We start from the raw sequence: 16,147 nt of genomic DNA, 5'->3' as shown, positions 1-16,147 counted from the left end.
ATCACCCAGGTCGAGTCGGGATGCAGATGAACGAACAACGGAATTGGCATGAGTTGTCACAGGAACAGGTGCTCTTGGCGCTGGAGGCGACGCCGGCGGGACTGAGCGCCGACGAGGCAGTGGTGCGGCTCGGCATTCACGGCCCCAACCGGCTACCCCCACCACCCCGGCAGAGTCTGCTGCGGCGTTTTCTGACTCACTTCCATAATATTCTTATCTATGTCCTGCTGGGGGCGGCCCTCATTACCGGTCTGCTCGAACACTGGGCGGACATGTCCGTGATTTTGGCGGTGGTGATCGTTAACGCCATTATCGGCCTGATCCAGGAGGGCAAGGCAGAAAAGGCGATGGACGCCATCCGGCAGATACTGGCGCCGCGGGCGGCGGTGCTGCGCGATGGCCAACGGCATACGGTGGCAGGTGACCAGCTGGTGCCCGGTGATATCGTGTTGCTGGAAGCCGGTGACAAGGTACCCGCCGATCTCCGGCTGCTCAAGGCGCATGGCTTGCACATTCAGGAAGCGATTCTGACGGGGGAGTCGGTGGCGGTGGAAAAGCACCCGCGGCCGGTGGCATCCGGCTCGGCTCTGGGCGACCGTTTCTGTCTGGCCTTCAGCGGTACTACCGTGACCAGCGGCCAGGGCATGGGAGTGGTGGTGGGGACGGGGGCGCGGACCGAGATCGGGCGTATCAGCGGCCTGCTTGCCGAGGTCAAGTCGCTGACTACCCCCCTGGTCGAGCAAATGGCGGTGTTCGCCAGGTGGCTCACCCTCTTCATTCTGGCCATTGCGGCGTTGATTTTCGCCTATGGCATTCTGGTACGGCATCACGATGTGACCGAACTGTTCATGGCGGTGGTGGGCTTGTCGGTGGCCGCCATACCGGAAGGCTTGCCGGCGGTACTGACCATTACACTGGCGGTAGGGGTGCAGGCCATGGCGCGGCGCAATGCCATCGTTCGCCGGCTGCCGGCCATCGAAACACTGGGGGCGGTTTCGGTGATCTGTACCGACAAGACCGGCACCCTTACTCGTAATGAAATGAGTGTGGTATCGGTGGTCATGGACGGGCAGCACTACAGCATCGAGGATACGGGCTATGAACCGCGGGGCGAGATGGCGATGGCAGGCCGGGCCATCTCGCTATTGGATCATCCGTCATTGACCGAGCTGGGCCGGGTGGCCGCCCTCTGTAATGATGCCGAACTTAAACGACATCAGGACAAGTGGGCCGTCGAAGGTGACCCTATGGAAGGCGCCCTGCTGGCGCTGGCCGGAAAGTGCGGAATGGACGGTGGCGACGAGCGCGGGCAGTGGGCGCGAACCGATGTCATTCCCTTCGATGCCCGGCATAAATTCATGGCCACCCTGCATCATGACCATGAAAACCATGCCTTTATCGCCATCAAGGGCGCGCCGGAACAGATCCTGACCATGTGCAAGGCGCAGCGAACCGCCGTGGGCGGCATGGCTCCACTGAACCAGGGCGACTGGCGGCAACTGGCGGAGCAAATCGCGGCGCAGGGGCAGCGGGTGCTCGCCCTGGCGGTGGTGCCGGTGTCACCAGAACACACTGTGCTTGAGCATGGTGACCTGACCGGCTCCCTGATTTTGCTCGGCCTGGTCGGGTTTATTGATCCGCCGCGCCCGGAAGCGATGGCGGCGGTAGCACAATGCCAGGCGGCGGGTATTCGGGTGAAGATGATCACCGGTGATCATGCGGCCACCGCCGCGGCCATTGCGGGGCAGATTGGCCTGCAGAATGCCGCCACTGTGCTGACCGGGGCAGAGCTGGACCAGCTTGATGACAGGGCGCTGGGAGAGGCCGCCATGAACACCGATGTCTTTGCCCGCACCAGCCCGGAGCACAAGCTGCGTCTGGTGATGGCGATGCAGGCGCATGGCCTCACGGTGGCGATGACCGGCGACGGGGTCAACGATACGCCGGCCCTCAAGCGTGCCGAAGTGGGCATTGCGATGGGCATGAAAGGCAGCGAGGCGGCCAAGGAAGCCGCAGAGCTGGTACTGGCGGATGACAACTTTGCTTCCATTGTCGCCGCCGTGCGCGAAGGCCGAACCGTGTATGACAACATCAAGAAGGTGATCAGCTGGACGCTGCCAACCAACGCGGGGGAAGCCTCGACCATCATGGTGGCGCTGATGCTCGGCATGGCGCTGCCAATCACGCCTGTCCAGATTTTGTGGGTCAACATGATCACCGCCGTGTCGCTGGGCATTGCCCTGGCCTTCGAGCCGACCGAAGAGCACACCATGCGCCGGCCGCCGCGCCCCCGCGATCAGCCACTGCTGACCGGCACTCTGGTGTGGCACATCGTGCTGGTGGCGGCGCTGTTTCTTGGCGGCGTGTTCGGGGTTTATGCCTATGCCGTCGAGCAGGGGTATTCCCAGGAACTGGCCCGTACCATGGTGATGAATACGCTGGTGGTGATGGAGATATTTCACCTGTTCTTCATCCGCAACATGTACGGCACTTCCCTGACCTGGCAGGCCATACGCGGCACCAGGGTCATATGGTGGGCGGTGCTGGTGGTGACTGCCGGTCAGTTCGCCGTGACCTACCTGTCGCCCTTGCAGGCGGTGTTCGCCACGCAAGCGATACCTCTGCTGGACGGCGTGCTGATCGTCGGTACCGGCATGGCGTTATTTGCGGTTATCGAGATTGAAAAACAGATACGAATCCGGCTTTTCCAGCCGGATCGTCGTTAACCATTCAATGATGAATGTTGTAAGTGGTTTGATCGTAAGGCTCCAACTCGTACTTCGATTCCAGAAAAGCCACCAGATCGACCAGCTCGGACACGGTAATGACATCGTTGTAGACCGGCATCACCGATGTTCCTTCCACCTGAATCGTCGAGGTGTCATAGCCTTTTGCCAGTTGATGCGAAGGATTGATCACCGAGGTGACCAGTTCGGCATAGGTTTTCAGGCTTTTCACCTGACCACCAAGGCCGACAGACAATTCCTGAGCTCCCTCCGGTCGTTCATATCCTTCCAGGGTATGGCAGCTGAGGCATTGCAGGTCCACAAACAGCTGCTCCCCCCGCTGGATATCACCGGGCGGCAGGCTGAAGCCTTTCGAACTTTGATCACAGCCACTCAGTCCAAGAGCAACGAGTGAAATAATGAATAACTGCGGGTGTTTCATGACAACCTGCTCCTTCTAAGCAGAGTCCACCGGATGACATTCTGGTGGCATCAAGTTCAGTCTAGAGCAAGAAGCGCGTTCAGTGTTCCGGCAATACATCCGCAAACACATAACCGTCGCGGGTAACGATGTCGCCAATGCGAACATCGATTTTGTGCCGGAACATGGGGCCGTCGAAGGCAAAGCTGTGAAACTCGCCGTTTTCGCCGCAGTGGTCGGTGCCGTCGGGCAGCTCGGCCAGCAGGGCCGGGCTCAGTTCCTGCCCGGCAAGGTGGGCGGGAACCTTGCTCGGGTCCAGACAGGTGATCAGGGTGCGCAGGCCGCTGGCAAACATCCGGGCTGGCAGGGCAGCGGTGTCTGCGCCCCAGATGGGAAAGACGGCTTCGATGCCGGTGCCCTGCAGCCGTTGTTCCCGATACTGGCGAACATCTTCCAGCAGCAAATCGCCGAAGCCGAAACAGGCGATGCCCCGGGATTTTGCGTTATCCACAAAGGCGCCCATGCGCGCCGCATACTGCTCGTTGCTGCAGGGGAAGGGGATATAAATGATCTCCAGCGGCAGGCCGATGCTGTCCGCCTGCCGGCGCAGCAGCTCGGTTCTGACGCCATGCATGGCGACTCGCTGGAATTCCTCGTTGACGGTGGTGAACAGGCCCACCACCTCGAACTCGGGATCCTGTTGCAGGGTGTGCAGGGCCCAGGCGCTGTCCTTGCCGCTGCTCCAGGACATCAGGGTTTTTCTTTTCATTGTTTTCCTTACTGTTTCCGGTGGCCAGAGGCCGACTCATGAGGCGATGTCCGGACTCTATCATGATGATCGCATCGATGTGAGGCTGGCACTGCTCCGGGTTCCTGATACCCTGTCGCCCAGACCTTGAGTCCGATACCGGCGTAACGGCGTCGGGAGTCCCCTTGCTTGCTGTAGCCATGCGTTGGCGGCATGGGGAGCGGGCGGGGTGATAATCAGTATGGAATTGTAACAAACGGCCGGATAGCTGATCCGGTATCAGTAGGGTAGGCCAACATGACGAGCAATAACGGCGGTAATATCATCAGTCCCTGCATCAAACAGTGTGCGCTCGACGAGCAGGAAATGTGCCGGGGCTGTTATCGCACCATATCGGAAATCATCGAGTGGAGTGACGCGTCGGATGAGCAAAAAAAGCAGATTCTGGTCAACTGTATCCGGCGGAATCAAGCACAGGCGGTGAGTTAAGCGGTGAGAGAAAAGCCAGCCCCTGAGGCTGGCTTAGGTCGGCAGGGCGTGATCAGTAATTGAAGCCAATACCGAACACATAGGCCCAGGCACCATCGTCAAAGTTGTCGTTGGCGCTGCTGCCGCTGTCGAACAGGAACTGGTATTCGGCACGCGCCAGAATGTAGGTGGAGTCGAGTACGTAGTATTTCAGACCGGCCTCCAGACCTGCGGTTCCGGTATCCTTGACACCGTCACCGTAGATGCCACCGAGTGAGGCACCGACAAAGGGGCGAGCTGCGTTGCTGCCGAAGTGATAGTCGATATAGCCGCGGGTACTGCCGTTCCAGAAATCGTCGGAGATATCCTCGCCCTCGATATCGGCATAGGAGATGCTCTGACGCACCCCGGCTACCGTTCTGTCAGACAGATACCAGCCGACATCGGCCGACACACCGAAGCTGCTGTTGTCGAAATCCTTGCTGCTGGTACCGGTACCGGACAGTGAAAACTCACGGTCACCCTGATGTGGCCCCATGCTGTGGGATTGCATACCTTGAGCTTGGCTATAGACGGGGATCAGCGCGGCGCTGGTAAACAGTACAAGTGAAAACTTCTTGATCGTATTCATGAGAAACTCCTTGAGTGGACTCATCATAAAAACACTAACCAAGCACTCAAATCGTCCGGTCGGTTGTCCGGAGTATTGCCGGAATCACGACATTAAATTAGACGCATCTGAGACCAACCACTGCTTTCTGTTTATTTCCTTAAATCTGTCGCGTGGTTAACAGATCCGCTTTCTATCCTAATGCAGCATCTGGCCGGCGACCAGATATAATTTCAATCTTCATCCCGCTCCGTGCAGCACAAGGAAAGCCATTTAATTATGGTACATCAATATTAATCAAGATTCAAGCGACGCTTTTAGGATTCATGTGTGGCTTTTATTTTTGCGGCCGTGAATAGAAAGGATTTATTTTAAGATGATTAAATACAGAGGGTTGCACTAATACCGCACGCTTAATATTGCGCTCTTGTTTTGTGCTGGAAAAAACAGTTCCGTTTTCGCGGCAAGACCGGAGTTCGGGCGGAAAACGGAACCAGAAAACAACAGGGTTTATCGATATTAATCTTTTTTCTGAAAACACAGCTTAACAGTGCGCGATGGCGCTTTCAGCCCGGTGATTCCATCTTTGTCCGTCAGTATGCACCGGCGCTGTAAATCAGTTCATAGCTGTGGCTGTAAATCTCGAGAATATTGCCAAACGGGTCTTCCATATAGATCATGCGATAAGGCTTTTCTCCGGGATAGTAGTAACGCGGTTGTTCCATTCTTTTTTTGCCCCCGGCGGCGACGATACGCTCGGCCAGTTCTTCTACATTGGGATCCTGCACGCAAAAATGGAAGATACCGGTTTTCCAGTATTCGAAGTTGTTTTCCGGGTTGACCTGATTCTTGAATTCAAACAGTTCGACTCCAACCCGGTCGCCGGTAGAAAGGTGGGCGATGCGGAATTTCTGCCAGTTGGGGCCGAATACATCGGTGCACATCTCGCCGATGGCACTGTCGTCTTCAACAATCTCGGTTGGCTTCATGATCAGATACCAGCCCATCACTTCGGTATAGAAGGCGACGGCCTTGTCCAGATCCGGCACCGAGATGCCGATGTGAGAGAAGTTGCGCGGATAAACGTTAGCCATGATGTTTGCTCCTGTGTGGTGGTGACGAGGAGATTACAAAACCCGAATCATCAAGTAAAATTATCATTAATTATAATTTTGAGTTCATTTTGTAATGATAAATCCAATTTGGCTACGCAGCTTCTGTACCCTGGTGGAGGTGGGGCATTTCACCCGCACTGCCGAACGTTTGCACATGACGCAATCGGGGGTCAGTCAGCAGGTGCGCAAGCTGGAAGAGCAGCTTGGTCGGCCCTTGCTGGTTCGTCATGGCAAGGGATTCACGCTCACGGATGCGGGCGAGCGGCTCTATGACGAAGGGCACCATATCATTCGCTTGTTGCTGGATCTGGAACAGCAGGCCGGTGCCGATCCAGCCTATGAGGGGCTGGTGCGGGTGATGTCACCGGGGAGTGTGGGACTCAAACTGTACCGTCATCTGCTGGGGTTGCAACGCCAGCACCCCGGACTGAAGATGGACTACCGCTTTGCACCCAATGCCGAGGTGGAAAAAGCCATTGTCGAGCACCGGGTGGATATCGGCTTCATGACCCGTCCTTCTACCCAGGTCGAGGTGAGCTGCCGGCCGGTTGCCGAAGAAAGGTTGTTGCTGGTGACGCCGGTGGCCGTGACCGATCCGAGCTGGGAGCAATTGATGCGGTTGGGCTTTATCGATCATCCGGATGGCGTTCATCATGCCGGTTTGCTGTTGGGCGCCAATTATCCGGCGTTTCGGCACTGTCACCAGTTTGCCAAGGCCGGTTTTTCCAACCAGATTGGCCTGATCCTCGAGCCGGTGAGCATGGGACTGGGCTTCACGGTATTACCCGCCCATGCGGTGGCGGCGTTTCACCAGCCCGAGCTTATCGCGACCCACAGCCTGCCACACCCGGTCAGCGAAACGCTTTATCTGGGTGTGCACCCTAATCGGCCGACACCGAACAGGGTGAACACGGTGATAACAGAGGCACTCAAATGGCTTTAATGCCGGTGTCGTGATGGCGCTTATTCCACGCCGTAGATGTCGTAGGGGAAGTAATTGCCGGCAATCTGCTGGTGAATCCCCTTGTCCCGCAGAGCCCGGATCCCCTTGTTCAGCAGCTCGGCCAGTGACTCATCCTGCTTGCGTACGGCAATGCCGATACCTCTGCCGAACCACTTCTCCTCGGTGAAGGAGGGGCCGGAAAAGTGGAAGTCTTTGCCGTCGGGCTGATCCAGCAGGCCGCTCTGCAGGCCGATGGCGCCGCCGAATACGGTATCGATGCGCCCGGATCGCAGATCCATGAAGGCTTCGTCGAAGGTGCCGTAGCGGGCAACGTCCACATCGGGATGTTGCGCGGCAAGATACTTGTCACCGATGGTGGCGCGCTGAACCCCGACCTTGAGTCCGTCCATGCCTTCGTCGCTGAATTCAATTTCCCGATCCACTTTGGTCACGAACCGGGTGGGCACCCGGGCGTAGGGAATGGTGAACAGCACACTCTTTTCCCGTTCGGGAGTAATGGTCATGGCGGCGATAATGGCGTCGTTCTTGCGAGACAGCAGGGCGGGGATGATACCGTCCCAGTCCTGGGCCCGGATGGTGCATTTGACCTGCAGTTCTTCGCACAGGGCCCGGGCCAGATCCACTTCAAACCCCTTCAGCTCGCCGTCGGTGGTGGTCCAGCTGAACGGCGGATAGGCTCCCTCCACACTGAACTTGATTTCCTTCCAGTCCTTGGCCACGGCACTGCCGGTGGTGGTTAAGGCCAGGCCCAGCAGTGCGGCTTTCCAGACGCCTTGTCCCATAGGGTGACTCCTTGTTGTGGTATATGTCCTTGTACCATGCCCGTCGGGGCATGGAGGTAAATGCAACATGCGTTGGCGTCAGAAGACAGTAATGCCAAGGCAAGAGGGGCGTCAAGTGGAAACTTCTGTAACCGGGGCCGGATCCCGGTATTATCTTTGCCATGGTGACGGTTTCGCCGGGCCATACACAGGTAGCTACTGTGCTCGCCCTGCTTCCAAGTCATTGACAGTGCAGCGGATGCTATAGTGTTAGCAGCCGGCATCGTGCGTTTCGGTCGTTTACCGACGATGAGCCGGCACCGTTAGCCTGATACAAGGATGTGATGATGGCAGACTCCAGTATTTCCCTGTTGTGGCAGCAATTTCAGGAAAGCCTGACCGATACCGGCGACGCCTGGGGGTGAGCGGGCTCAACTGGCAGGAGCTGGCGGTGGCCGTGGTGGGCCAGTTGCTGGTGTCGTTGATGATTCTGGTGCTGTTCGGCACAGTGTACTGGTTGCTGGCCAGCCTGCTCAGGCTGGTACTGGGACGATCGAACTATGGCACCAGGCCGCTGATGTCTGCGAGAACGGTACTGCGTTACCTGTTGGGTCTGGCGGTCATCGTCGCCATTCTGGCCCAGTACGGTGCCCCGGATGGGATGCTCAAGGGGGCGGCCCGGGCCGGACTGATGGCGCTGGCCTTTTATGTGCTCTGGCTGCTGCTGTCCCGTGGCCTGACTTCCAGCCTGTCGCGGCATCATATCGATTCATCACTGGAGCAGCTGTGCAAGAACACCCTGTCGGTCTCTCTTATCGCCCTGGGCGCCATTACCGTGATGGCCCAGTTCGGTTTCGATGTGCTCTCTATCATCGCCGGTCTGGGTATTGTGGGTATCGCCGTGGGTTTTGCCGCCCAGTCGACCCTGGCCAACTTCATTGCCGGCATTACCTTGCTGATCGAGCGGCCTTTTCGTATCGGTGACTGGGTGCAGATCCATGGTCAGGAGGGCAGGGTGGTGCGCATCGCCTTTCGTACCACCTGGCTGCGCACCCGGGACAATGTGTTCAGCATGATCCCCAATGAAAGCGTGGCCACCTCGGACATCATCAACTTCAGTGCTGAAGGACCCACCCGCATCCGTATCCCCCTGGGTATTGCCTATAAGGAGTCGGTCGAGCGGGCGAGGGAGGTGATCATGCCGCTGCTGAGCGCCCATCCCATGGTGATCACCAACGATCAGATGCAGCCCAGGGTGCAGCTGCGCGAGCTGGCGGACTCGTCGTTGAACCTGAGTGCGCAGGTCTGGGTACGGGCGGAAGATGTGGAAGTGAAGGGGCGCATTTCCTGCGAGCTGCTGGAAACCATCAAGCAAGGCCTGGATGACGCCGGTATTGAAATGCCCTTTCCCCATCTGCAGTTGTTTATCGACGAAGCCAAGGGGCTGGCCCCTTGGCTCGATCGAGAGCACAAGACGGTGGTCTCGAAGCACGAGCCGGGCGGCGATTGATCCGCTCATGACCCGGTATTAGCTCGTACTCGGGGTGAGTCGGCTAAAGCGCCGCTTGAGCGGGAGTGGCGGCGGGCTGGCCCAGCTCTGCCGCCAGCTGGTCGGCCAGTTGCTCCCAGGCGGCACCCAGGGCGCGTACCAGCGCCGGATAGCCATCGTCGGCCAGCGGTTGTTCGACACTGAAATTGGCCTGCTTCAGCAGGCGGCCGCCGCCATCCAGCAGTTGCCACTGGCCTTCGGCCAGGGCGATGCCGTCGTGGTGCCCCTGAAAACGACTCACCTGCACGCGAATTTCCCGTACCGGCACGCCCTCTTGCAGTGGCTGGCCTTTGCTCACCACCTGCGCCTGGTTCAGGCTTTGCGTCAGCCGTTGCTGCAGCCGTTGCTGTAATTGCTTGCCGATGTCTTCGGCCCACCGGTGCTGGCGTGCCTGATATACCTCGATATCGTTGAGCTGCAGCATGATACCGTCACCGTCCAGGTGGCCGGCGATACCGACCGGCGCCACGGCCACGGCCATGGCGCGCGGGTAGTGGGTGGCCGGCGCGGTCGACGGCAGCAGGTAGCTGGACGGTCCGGGATCGCTGCCGGCGCAACCGCTCAGCCCGGCGAGTAACGGGCCCAGCAGCGTCAGTAACAGGCCGGTCATGAATGCCGGCCGGGAGCGGAGAGTCGTCATCATTTCTTGGCCCTCGGTTGTGGGTCTTCGGTTATCTGTTTGTCAAAGATCAGGGCATTGGGCTGATCGTTCAGGGTGCGTATTACCGGCTGCAGGTCCCGCATCAGGCTTTCCAGCCGAGACAGGGTCTGGGTCAACTCGTTGTAGCCTGGTGAGTCCGGGGCAAAGCCCTGCAAGGTGTCGCGTAGCTGGCGCATGGTGCTGTTGACGTTGTCCGGCAACTGACCGGTCGCCGGATCCGCCAGCAGCGCATCCACCGAAGCGGCGATGCCATTCATCTTGTCCATGGTCTGCTGGGTGCTGAGCAGGGTCTGGTTGAGGGTGCCGAGAATCGGCTCAATCTGCAGGTTGTTCAGCTTGTCCAGCAGGTTTGACACCTTCTGTTCGATCTGGGCGAAGCCGCCGGAGGTGGTGGGGAACACCTGTTTTTCCGCAAAGGTCATACGCTGGAAGGGCACGGCCTCCGGATAGAAATTGAGATCGACAAACAGGGCACCGGTGAGCAGGTTACCGGACTTGAGCGAGGCGCGCAGACCATGGGTGAACATGCGCTCCAGTCGCCGCTGCCACTGTTCGGCGTCCACGTCCTGCACGCTGTCGTCGAAGCGCTGAGGCTCTATGCGGATCAACACCGGAATGGCGAAACGGCTGAGCGAGTCGGGCTGGGGGGCGGTAAAGTTCCAGGGCACGCTGACCACGGTGCCGATACGTACCCCCCGGTATTCTACCGGGGCACCGGGGCTCAGGCCGCGGACGGTGTCGTCCACCAGCAGCACAAATTCCAGATACTGGCTGTAACGGCCTTCCTTGGCGCTGTCTTCATCGTTGAACAGCACATAGTTGGCGCCTTCCTTGGCCTGACGGCCCATGGTGGCGTTCTCGGGTACGCCAAAGGTGATACCGCCGCCGACCAGTGATTCGAGCGAGGCCACATTGACCCTAAACCCTTCGGAGTCCAGCCGAACGTCCAGCCCGGAGGCGGTCCAGAAACGGGTGGTGTTGGTGACCAGTACCTCGTAGGGGGACTGAATATAGAGCCGGTGGCGCATCTCCCGTTTTTCCGGATCGAAATGGCTGTCTTCCACCCGCCCCACGGTATAGCCCTGATAGGTGACCGGGTCGCCGGTAGAGATGGCATTGCCGATTTCACTGATCAGGTTGATGCGCAGGCCTTTGGCATCGGGTGGCGCCACCGGGGGTTGCTCCAGCACATCGAATACCTCTTTTGTTTCCTTGCTGGTGCCGGGCAGCAGCTGGATATAGGCACCGGACAACACCGTACCCAGGCCGCTGATGCCCTCCCGGCCGATACGGGGTTTGACCACCCAGAACCGGGTTTCGGCGTTGAGCATGTCCTCGGCCTGAGGGCTCATGCGGGCGGTGATTTCCGCATGATTGAGGTCATCCGACAGTTTCACTGTTTCTACCCGGCCTACTTCCACGTTACGGGTCTTGATCAGGGTCTTGCCCGCCTCTATGCCTTCGGCATTGTTCATGATCAGGGTGATGGAGGGCCCGAGCTTGCTCAGGTTGTCGTAAATCATCCAGGCCCCGATCAACAGGGCCACCAGCGGAACAATCCAGATGGGCGAGAGGGAGCGCTGGGTCCGGCGCTCGGCGCGCTGGGAGTCAGACATGGTTGGATTCCTTGGATTGAAGGTGAGGTCCGGGAGACGACAGATCGGCGTGAATGTCGGGCGCGGCACCGTGCCAGATGCTGCGCGGATCGAACATCATGGCGGCGAGCATGGTCAGTACCACCACGGCGGTAAAGGCCAGGGCGCCGGCGCCGGGCTCGATGGACATGATGGAGCCGTTGCGGATCAGGGCGACCAGAATGGCGACCACAAACACATCGACCATCGACCAGCGGCCGATAAATTCGGTAATACGATACAGACGAATACGGCTCAGCCGGTTCAGGGAATGGTGTTGCCGGCGGACGATATAACACAACCACAGCAGCGCCAGCATCTTGCTGACCGGCACCAGTACGCTGGCGGTAAAGATAATCAGGGCGATGGGCCAGTCCCCGTTCTGAATAAACAGCAGCACACCGCCGACGATGGTGGAGGGCAGTGTTTCACCGAGCGAAGTGGTGATCATGATGGGGTAGAGGTTGGCCGGCAGGTACATCACCACCGAGGCGGCCAGTAACGCCAGGGTCGCCTGACTGCCCACGCCGTGATAAGGATGCAGCGGTTCGTCACAACGCAGACAGCGCCCCTTGCCACTTTCCGGCAGGCGGTTGACCAGACCACAGGTATGGCAGCCGGTCAGGCCCTGTTCGGCGGCCGAGTAGCCAACCCGGGCGCCGGCCGGAGCCAGGGGCTCCTGATCGAGAGAAAACCACAGCCAGTCACGGTCGACCGACTGGGTGGTCAGCAGCAACAGCAGCGCATAGGCGCAGAAGGTCCAGAATGACAGCCCCAGCTCGATATGGGCCATGCTCATGATCTTGATAAGGCTGACCAGGGTGCCGATCACGAACACATCCGCCATCATCCAGGGCGTAACGTGGCGCAGGGTTCGGGCTACCTGCCGGCTGCGGGGCAGGGGGTGGCGCAGGATCAGGCCGGCACAAAGCCAGGTCAGGCTCAGCAGATACACGGCGGGTAGCACGATTACCGTCAGTAGTACCGAGAGCGCCACCAACGGCTGATGCAAACCAATCAGGGTCGAGGCGGCTTCGGTCAACTCGATACGGTTGCCGATGCCACTGATATCGAAGCTGATAAAGGGAAAGGCGACCGACAGCGCCAGGGTGATCAGGGTGGCAATGGCCAGTGCCAGGCTGCGTTCGGCCGGGTTGTTGTGACGGCGTACCAGAGTGTGTCCGCAGCGCGGGCAGTCGGCTTTTTCACCCGCTTTCAGCGAGGGCAGGGCCAGCAGCAAGTCGCACTCATGGCAAACGCGCAGCCGCCGTCGAGACACCCTCTTGCGGGGGTGTCGGAGGGCCGCCGATGCGGGAACCGTACCATGTTCAGCCAATGAGGATCTTGCCTCCGGAATACTGCCAGTGAGTGCTTGATACTACGACAGTTTTCGGTTGTCCACCAGCACGGGATCACGACGCCGATGGCGGAGCGGGAAGGCGGGCAAGCCCGGTTTTGTCGGGGAGCGGAAGCGCCATTAACCGGTTGTCGGGTTATCGATTGATATGTATCCATTTTAAACTGTGGTGTTTTCCTTATAATGTACCGCTTGTCATCAACCCCCCCGTTTCTGGAATACCTCAATGAGCCATACCCACGCCATGACCCTGCTGCTGGTAGACGACAGTAAAGTTGCCCGCCTCAGCCTGATTCGTCAGCTGCAGGCCCTGCCTGTTGAACTCGATATACTGCAGGCCGCATCGGCGGATGAGGCGCAGGCACTGATGCAGGAGCGGCAGGCCGATGCGGCGCTGATCGATTTCAACATGCCCGGGCGCAATGGCATCGAGCTCGCCGTCGAATTTGGGGCAAGTCATCCGCAGATGAAGTTGGCGCTGGTGACCGCCAATATTCAGGACGCACTGGTTCAACGGGCGCAAGAGCTGGGCATGACCTTTCTGGCCAAGCCGACCCGTCCGGACGAGCTGGCCCGCTTTATTGAGGTGGTCGGATGACCCCCGTGCTGACCGCCGATGAACATGATGTCATCGTCGAACTGATGAATATCGGCGTTGGCCGCGCCGCGCATGCCCTGTCGCAACTGGTGCAGGACGAAGTGCTGCTGTCGGTGCCCAAGCTGCAGTTTCTCGAAGCGGCCAATGCCAGAGAAGTCTTTTGTCGCTCGATGCCGGATTTGCTGGCGGGAGTCATGCAGGGGTTTCAGGGGTTTATGAGTGGCCGGGCGGCCTTGCTGTTTCCCGAAGAACGCAGCCTTGAGCTGGTGCGGGCCATATTGGGCGCAGACATGTCGGTGGACGAAATTACCGAGCTGGAACAGGAAACCCTGGCCGAACTCGGCAATATCCTGCTCAACAACTGCCTGGCGACCCTGGCCAACCTGTTGCACCGGAAAATTCAGACCGACTTGCCCCAGGCCTTCAATGTGGATACCCCGCATCTGCTGAACCGGTTGTCGTTACATGATCAGGGTGATGGCTCCATGATCATGCTGGTGCAGATTGATTTCAGCCTGCGCGCGAGTGATCTGCAGGGCTACCTGGCCTTCCTTATCGATTTGCATTCGGCGGACGCTTTTATTGAGGCGTTGCGCCAGTATCTGGTTGAGCTGACGTCATGACGATGGTAATTCAGGCACTCGCCGCCAACCCGGAGAGCCTGTGCATGGTGACGCTGGATCATGTCGAGAGCGGGATCATGCTGCTGGACGGCGAGCGGCGGGTACGGTTCTGGAATCAGTGGCTGGTGCGCTACACGGGGATTGCGGCCGATACCGCTTGTGGCCAGCGGCTGGAGCAGTTGTTTGACGAGCCGCTGCCGGCGGTGGTGCTATCGGCGATTGGCGATGCCTGTGAACACCGCCTGTCTCGCTTGCTGTCCCACCAGTTGCATGCCCAGTTGCTGCCGCTGCATAGCCACACCGTGTCCGGAGCCCGTACGCCGGTTTATCATTCCATGATGTTGCGCCCGCTGGATGATCACCAAGGGTTGACGCTGGTGCAGCTGCACGACACTACCAATGCGGTGCGGCGTGAGCGTCATCTGCGCGACAAGGAGCAGGCGTTGCGCAAGGTGCACCAGACGCTGTCCGAAGAAAAAAAAGTTTATCGATACGGTACTGAAAACCATCAGTGCCCTGGTGGTGGTGACCGACACTCATGGACGTATCGTCAACATCAATCGCAGCTGCGAGCTGCAAACCGGCGTCAGTGAAGAAGAAGTACGCGGCCAGCCGCTGAAAATGCTGCTGGGCCTCGACAGTCTCAAGCACCTTCCGGATGGTCGCTGGCAACATGATGAACCGAGGCCGTTTACCTGCCGCATGAGCAGTGCCTGCGGAGAGTCGATGCATATTCGCTGGACGGTCAAAACGGTGCGCGATGATGAGCATCTGCTTCGTTATCTGATCTATACCGGGCAGGATATTACCGAGCGGGAGCGGGCCGATGCCCTGTTGCGTCTGGAGCGGGAAATGCTGGAAATGGCCACCGCCGGTGAACAGTCTGCCAACATACTGACCCATGTTTGTCGGGCGCTGGAACGGCAGCTGGAATCCTGTCAGGTGGCGGTGTTACAAATGGACTCGAATGAGCGGTTGCGGGTCGATCATGCCCCCGGCTTGCCGGAGTCCTTCTGCCAGCGGTTGCATCAGCTGCAAACAGACAGTTTGCTGCGGGTATTGCAGCCGGGGTTGCATCACGGTCAGTTGCAGGTCTTTGTGGCCCAGGACCCCGGCACCCAATGGCAGCAATGGCTGACACTGGCGCGGGAATATGAGATGAGCGGTTGCTGGTTGATGCCGATTCAGGTCAGCCCGCAGATGTCGCAGAGTCTGCTGGCGGTGTTTCCCCGCCATCAAAGCCACCCCAGAGTGCATGAACAAATGGTGATCCAGCGTATTGCTCATTTGACGGCGCTTATCCTGGAGCGGCAGCAGCAGCAGGAACAGATCCAGTATCTGGCACTGCACGACTCCCTGACCGGCCTGGCCAATCGCAGCCTGCTCAATGAGCAGCTGATGCGCAGTATTCACCGGGCCCGGCGAGAACAGCAGTCTTTTGCCCTGCTGTTTATCGATCTGGACGGTTTCAAGGCGCTGAACGATACCCATGGCCACGATGCCGGCGATGCCTTGCTGACGGCGCTGGGCCTGCGGTTGAAAAACCGGTTTCGCGCCACCGACTGTTGTGCCCGTATCGGCGGAGACGAGTTCGTGATCCTGCTGGACTCGGTGGCCGACGAGGCGGTCGCCCGAGAGGTGGCCGAGTCGATACTGGCACTGGTGTCGGCCCCCTTGCCCTGGGGAGATCATCAACTGCGGGTCTCGGCCTCCATCGGCATTGCCTTGTACCCGGAAGACGGTGACAGCGCCGATGAACTCCTGACCCGGGCCGACAATGCCATGTACGGCGCCAAGGGCAGCGGCAAAGGCTGCATCTTTCGTTGAGATGACCGTAAAAAAGGCCCCGCGATGCGGCAAGCCATTCCCCTTTCGTGTGCATAAGGTGAGTGGTTGATAACACATGGATGCA

Annotated in this window: 16 protein-coding genes; 8 read left to right on the top strand and 8 right to left on the bottom strand. The window is 59.1% G+C overall.

Annotated elements, in window-relative coordinates; all coding sequences use genetic code 11:
* The first annotated feature begins 26 nt into the window (after nucleotides 1-26).
* Nucleotides 27-2,726 carry a cation-transporting P-type ATPase gene (locus BFR47_RS10980; protein ID WP_083399108.1) on the top strand — a complete coding sequence of 900 codons (2,700 nt, stop codon included), beginning with the start codon at nucleotides 27-29 and terminating at the stop codon, nucleotides 2,724-2,726.
* A 4-nt stretch (nucleotides 2,727-2,730) separates the two neighbouring features.
* On the opposite strand, the gene BFR47_RS10975 is transcribed toward BFR47_RS10980, so the two are convergent.
* Nucleotides 2,731-3,168, bottom strand: coding sequence for a c-type cytochrome (locus BFR47_RS10975; RefSeq protein ID WP_071473112.1), 438 nt, complete (start codon nucleotides 3,166-3,168; stop codon nucleotides 2,731-2,733).
* 79 nt (nucleotides 3,169-3,247) lie between these two features.
* Nucleotides 3,248-3,916, bottom strand: a complete 669-nt coding sequence (locus tag BFR47_RS10970; protein ID WP_071473111.1) for a Dph6-related ATP pyrophosphatase — start codon at nucleotides 3,914-3,916, stop codon at nucleotides 3,248-3,250.
* A gap of 276 nt (nucleotides 3,917-4,192) precedes the next feature.
* Between BFR47_RS10970 and BFR47_RS10965 the strand changes: the two genes are divergently transcribed.
* Nucleotides 4,193-4,384, top strand: a complete 192-nt coding sequence (locus BFR47_RS10965; RefSeq protein WP_071473110.1) for a DUF1289 domain-containing protein — start codon at nucleotides 4,193-4,195, stop codon at nucleotides 4,382-4,384.
* Nucleotides 4,385-4,436: 52 nt separating this feature from the next.
* Here the strand turns inward: BFR47_RS10965 and BFR47_RS10960 are convergent, their stop codons facing one another.
* Together BFR47_RS10960 and BFR47_RS10955 are read right to left on the bottom strand one after the other, a co-directional pair.
* A complete protein-coding gene (locus BFR47_RS10960; protein ID WP_071473109.1) occupies nucleotides 4,437-4,994 on the bottom strand; it encodes a porin family protein in 558 nt (185 codons plus the stop codon).
* Nucleotides 4,995-5,566: 572 nt separating this feature from the next.
* A complete protein-coding gene (locus BFR47_RS10955) occupies nucleotides 5,567-6,067 on the bottom strand; it encodes a lactoylglutathione lyase family protein (RefSeq protein WP_071473108.1) in 501 nt (166 codons plus the stop codon).
* 94 nt (nucleotides 6,068-6,161) lie between these two features.
* On the opposite strand from BFR47_RS10955, the gene BFR47_RS10950 reads away from it, so the two are divergent.
* A complete protein-coding gene (locus BFR47_RS10950; protein WP_083399106.1) occupies nucleotides 6,162-7,031 on the top strand; it encodes a LysR family transcriptional regulator in 870 nt (289 codons plus the stop codon).
* Between the two features lie 20 nt (nucleotides 7,032-7,051).
* Here BFR47_RS10950 and BFR47_RS10945 read toward each other — a convergent pair whose 3' ends face one another.
* On the bottom strand, nucleotides 7,052-7,834 hold the full coding sequence (locus BFR47_RS10945; RefSeq protein ID WP_071473107.1) for a transporter substrate-binding domain-containing protein: 783 nt from the start codon (nucleotides 7,832-7,834) through the stop codon (nucleotides 7,052-7,054).
* Nucleotides 7,835-8,234: 400 nt separating this feature from the next.
* Between BFR47_RS10945 and BFR47_RS10940 the strand changes: the two genes are divergently transcribed.
* Complete coding sequence (locus BFR47_RS10940; protein WP_245748895.1) at nucleotides 8,235-9,323, top strand: mechanosensitive ion channel family protein; 1,089 nt, start codon at nucleotides 8,235-8,237, stop codon at nucleotides 9,321-9,323.
* 43 nt (nucleotides 9,324-9,366) lie between these two features.
* Here BFR47_RS10940 and BFR47_RS10935 read toward each other — a convergent pair whose 3' ends face one another.
* Genes BFR47_RS10935 through BFR47_RS10925 form a run of 3 tightly spaced genes read right to left on the bottom strand, consistent with a single transcriptional unit; the run spans nucleotide 9,367 to nucleotide 12,936 of the window.
* Nucleotides 9,367-10,005 carry a PqiC family protein gene (locus BFR47_RS10935; RefSeq protein WP_245748894.1) on the bottom strand — a complete coding sequence of 213 codons (639 nt, stop codon included), beginning with the start codon at nucleotides 10,003-10,005 and terminating at the stop codon, nucleotides 9,367-9,369.
* A complete protein-coding gene (gene pqiB, locus BFR47_RS10930) occupies nucleotides 10,002-11,639 on the bottom strand; it encodes an intermembrane transport protein PqiB (protein WP_071473105.1) in 1,638 nt (545 codons plus the stop codon). The genes BFR47_RS10935 and pqiB overlap by 4 nt, the downstream gene beginning before the upstream one ends.
* A complete protein-coding gene (locus BFR47_RS10925) occupies nucleotides 11,632-12,936 on the bottom strand; it encodes a paraquat-inducible protein A (RefSeq protein ID WP_217645531.1) in 1,305 nt (434 codons plus the stop codon). The genes pqiB and BFR47_RS10925 overlap by 8 nt, the downstream gene beginning before the upstream one ends.
* 304 nt (nucleotides 12,937-13,240) lie before the next feature.
* On the opposite strand from BFR47_RS10925, the gene BFR47_RS10920 reads away from it, so the two are divergent.
* From BFR47_RS10920 to BFR47_RS10905, 4 genes are read left to right on the top strand one after another with little or no spacing between them, the layout of a single operon-like run.
* Complete coding sequence (locus tag BFR47_RS10920) at nucleotides 13,241-13,612, top strand: response regulator transcription factor (protein WP_071473104.1); 372 nt, start codon at nucleotides 13,241-13,243, stop codon at nucleotides 13,610-13,612.
* Nucleotides 13,609-14,235: a chemotaxis protein CheC gene (locus BFR47_RS10915; RefSeq protein WP_071473103.1), complete on the top strand. Its 627-nt coding sequence runs from the start codon at nucleotides 13,609-13,611 to the stop codon at nucleotides 14,233-14,235. Before BFR47_RS10920 ends, BFR47_RS10915 begins: the two co-directional genes overlap by 4 nt.
* Nucleotides 14,232-14,828 (top strand): PAS domain-containing protein, encoded by a 597-nt coding sequence (locus BFR47_RS10910; protein WP_071473102.1) that lies wholly within the window; start codon nucleotides 14,232-14,234, stop codon nucleotides 14,826-14,828. Before BFR47_RS10915 ends, BFR47_RS10910 begins: the two co-directional genes overlap by 4 nt.
* Complete coding sequence (locus tag BFR47_RS10905; protein ID WP_175514100.1) at nucleotides 14,761-16,062, top strand: diguanylate cyclase domain-containing protein; 1,302 nt, start codon at nucleotides 14,761-14,763, stop codon at nucleotides 16,060-16,062. Before BFR47_RS10910 ends, BFR47_RS10905 begins: the two co-directional genes overlap by 68 nt.
* Nucleotides 16,063-16,147 lie beyond the last annotated feature (85 nt).

This window comes from Oceanisphaera psychrotolerans (genome assembly GCF_001870485.1).
In the GTDB taxonomy this organism is placed as follows: Bacteria; Pseudomonadota; Gammaproteobacteria; order Enterobacterales; family Aeromonadaceae; genus Oceanimonas; species Oceanimonas psychrotolerans.
The sequence above is the reverse complement of the archived record's forward strand: the minus strand, read 5'-3'. Positions and strand labels throughout refer to the sequence as shown.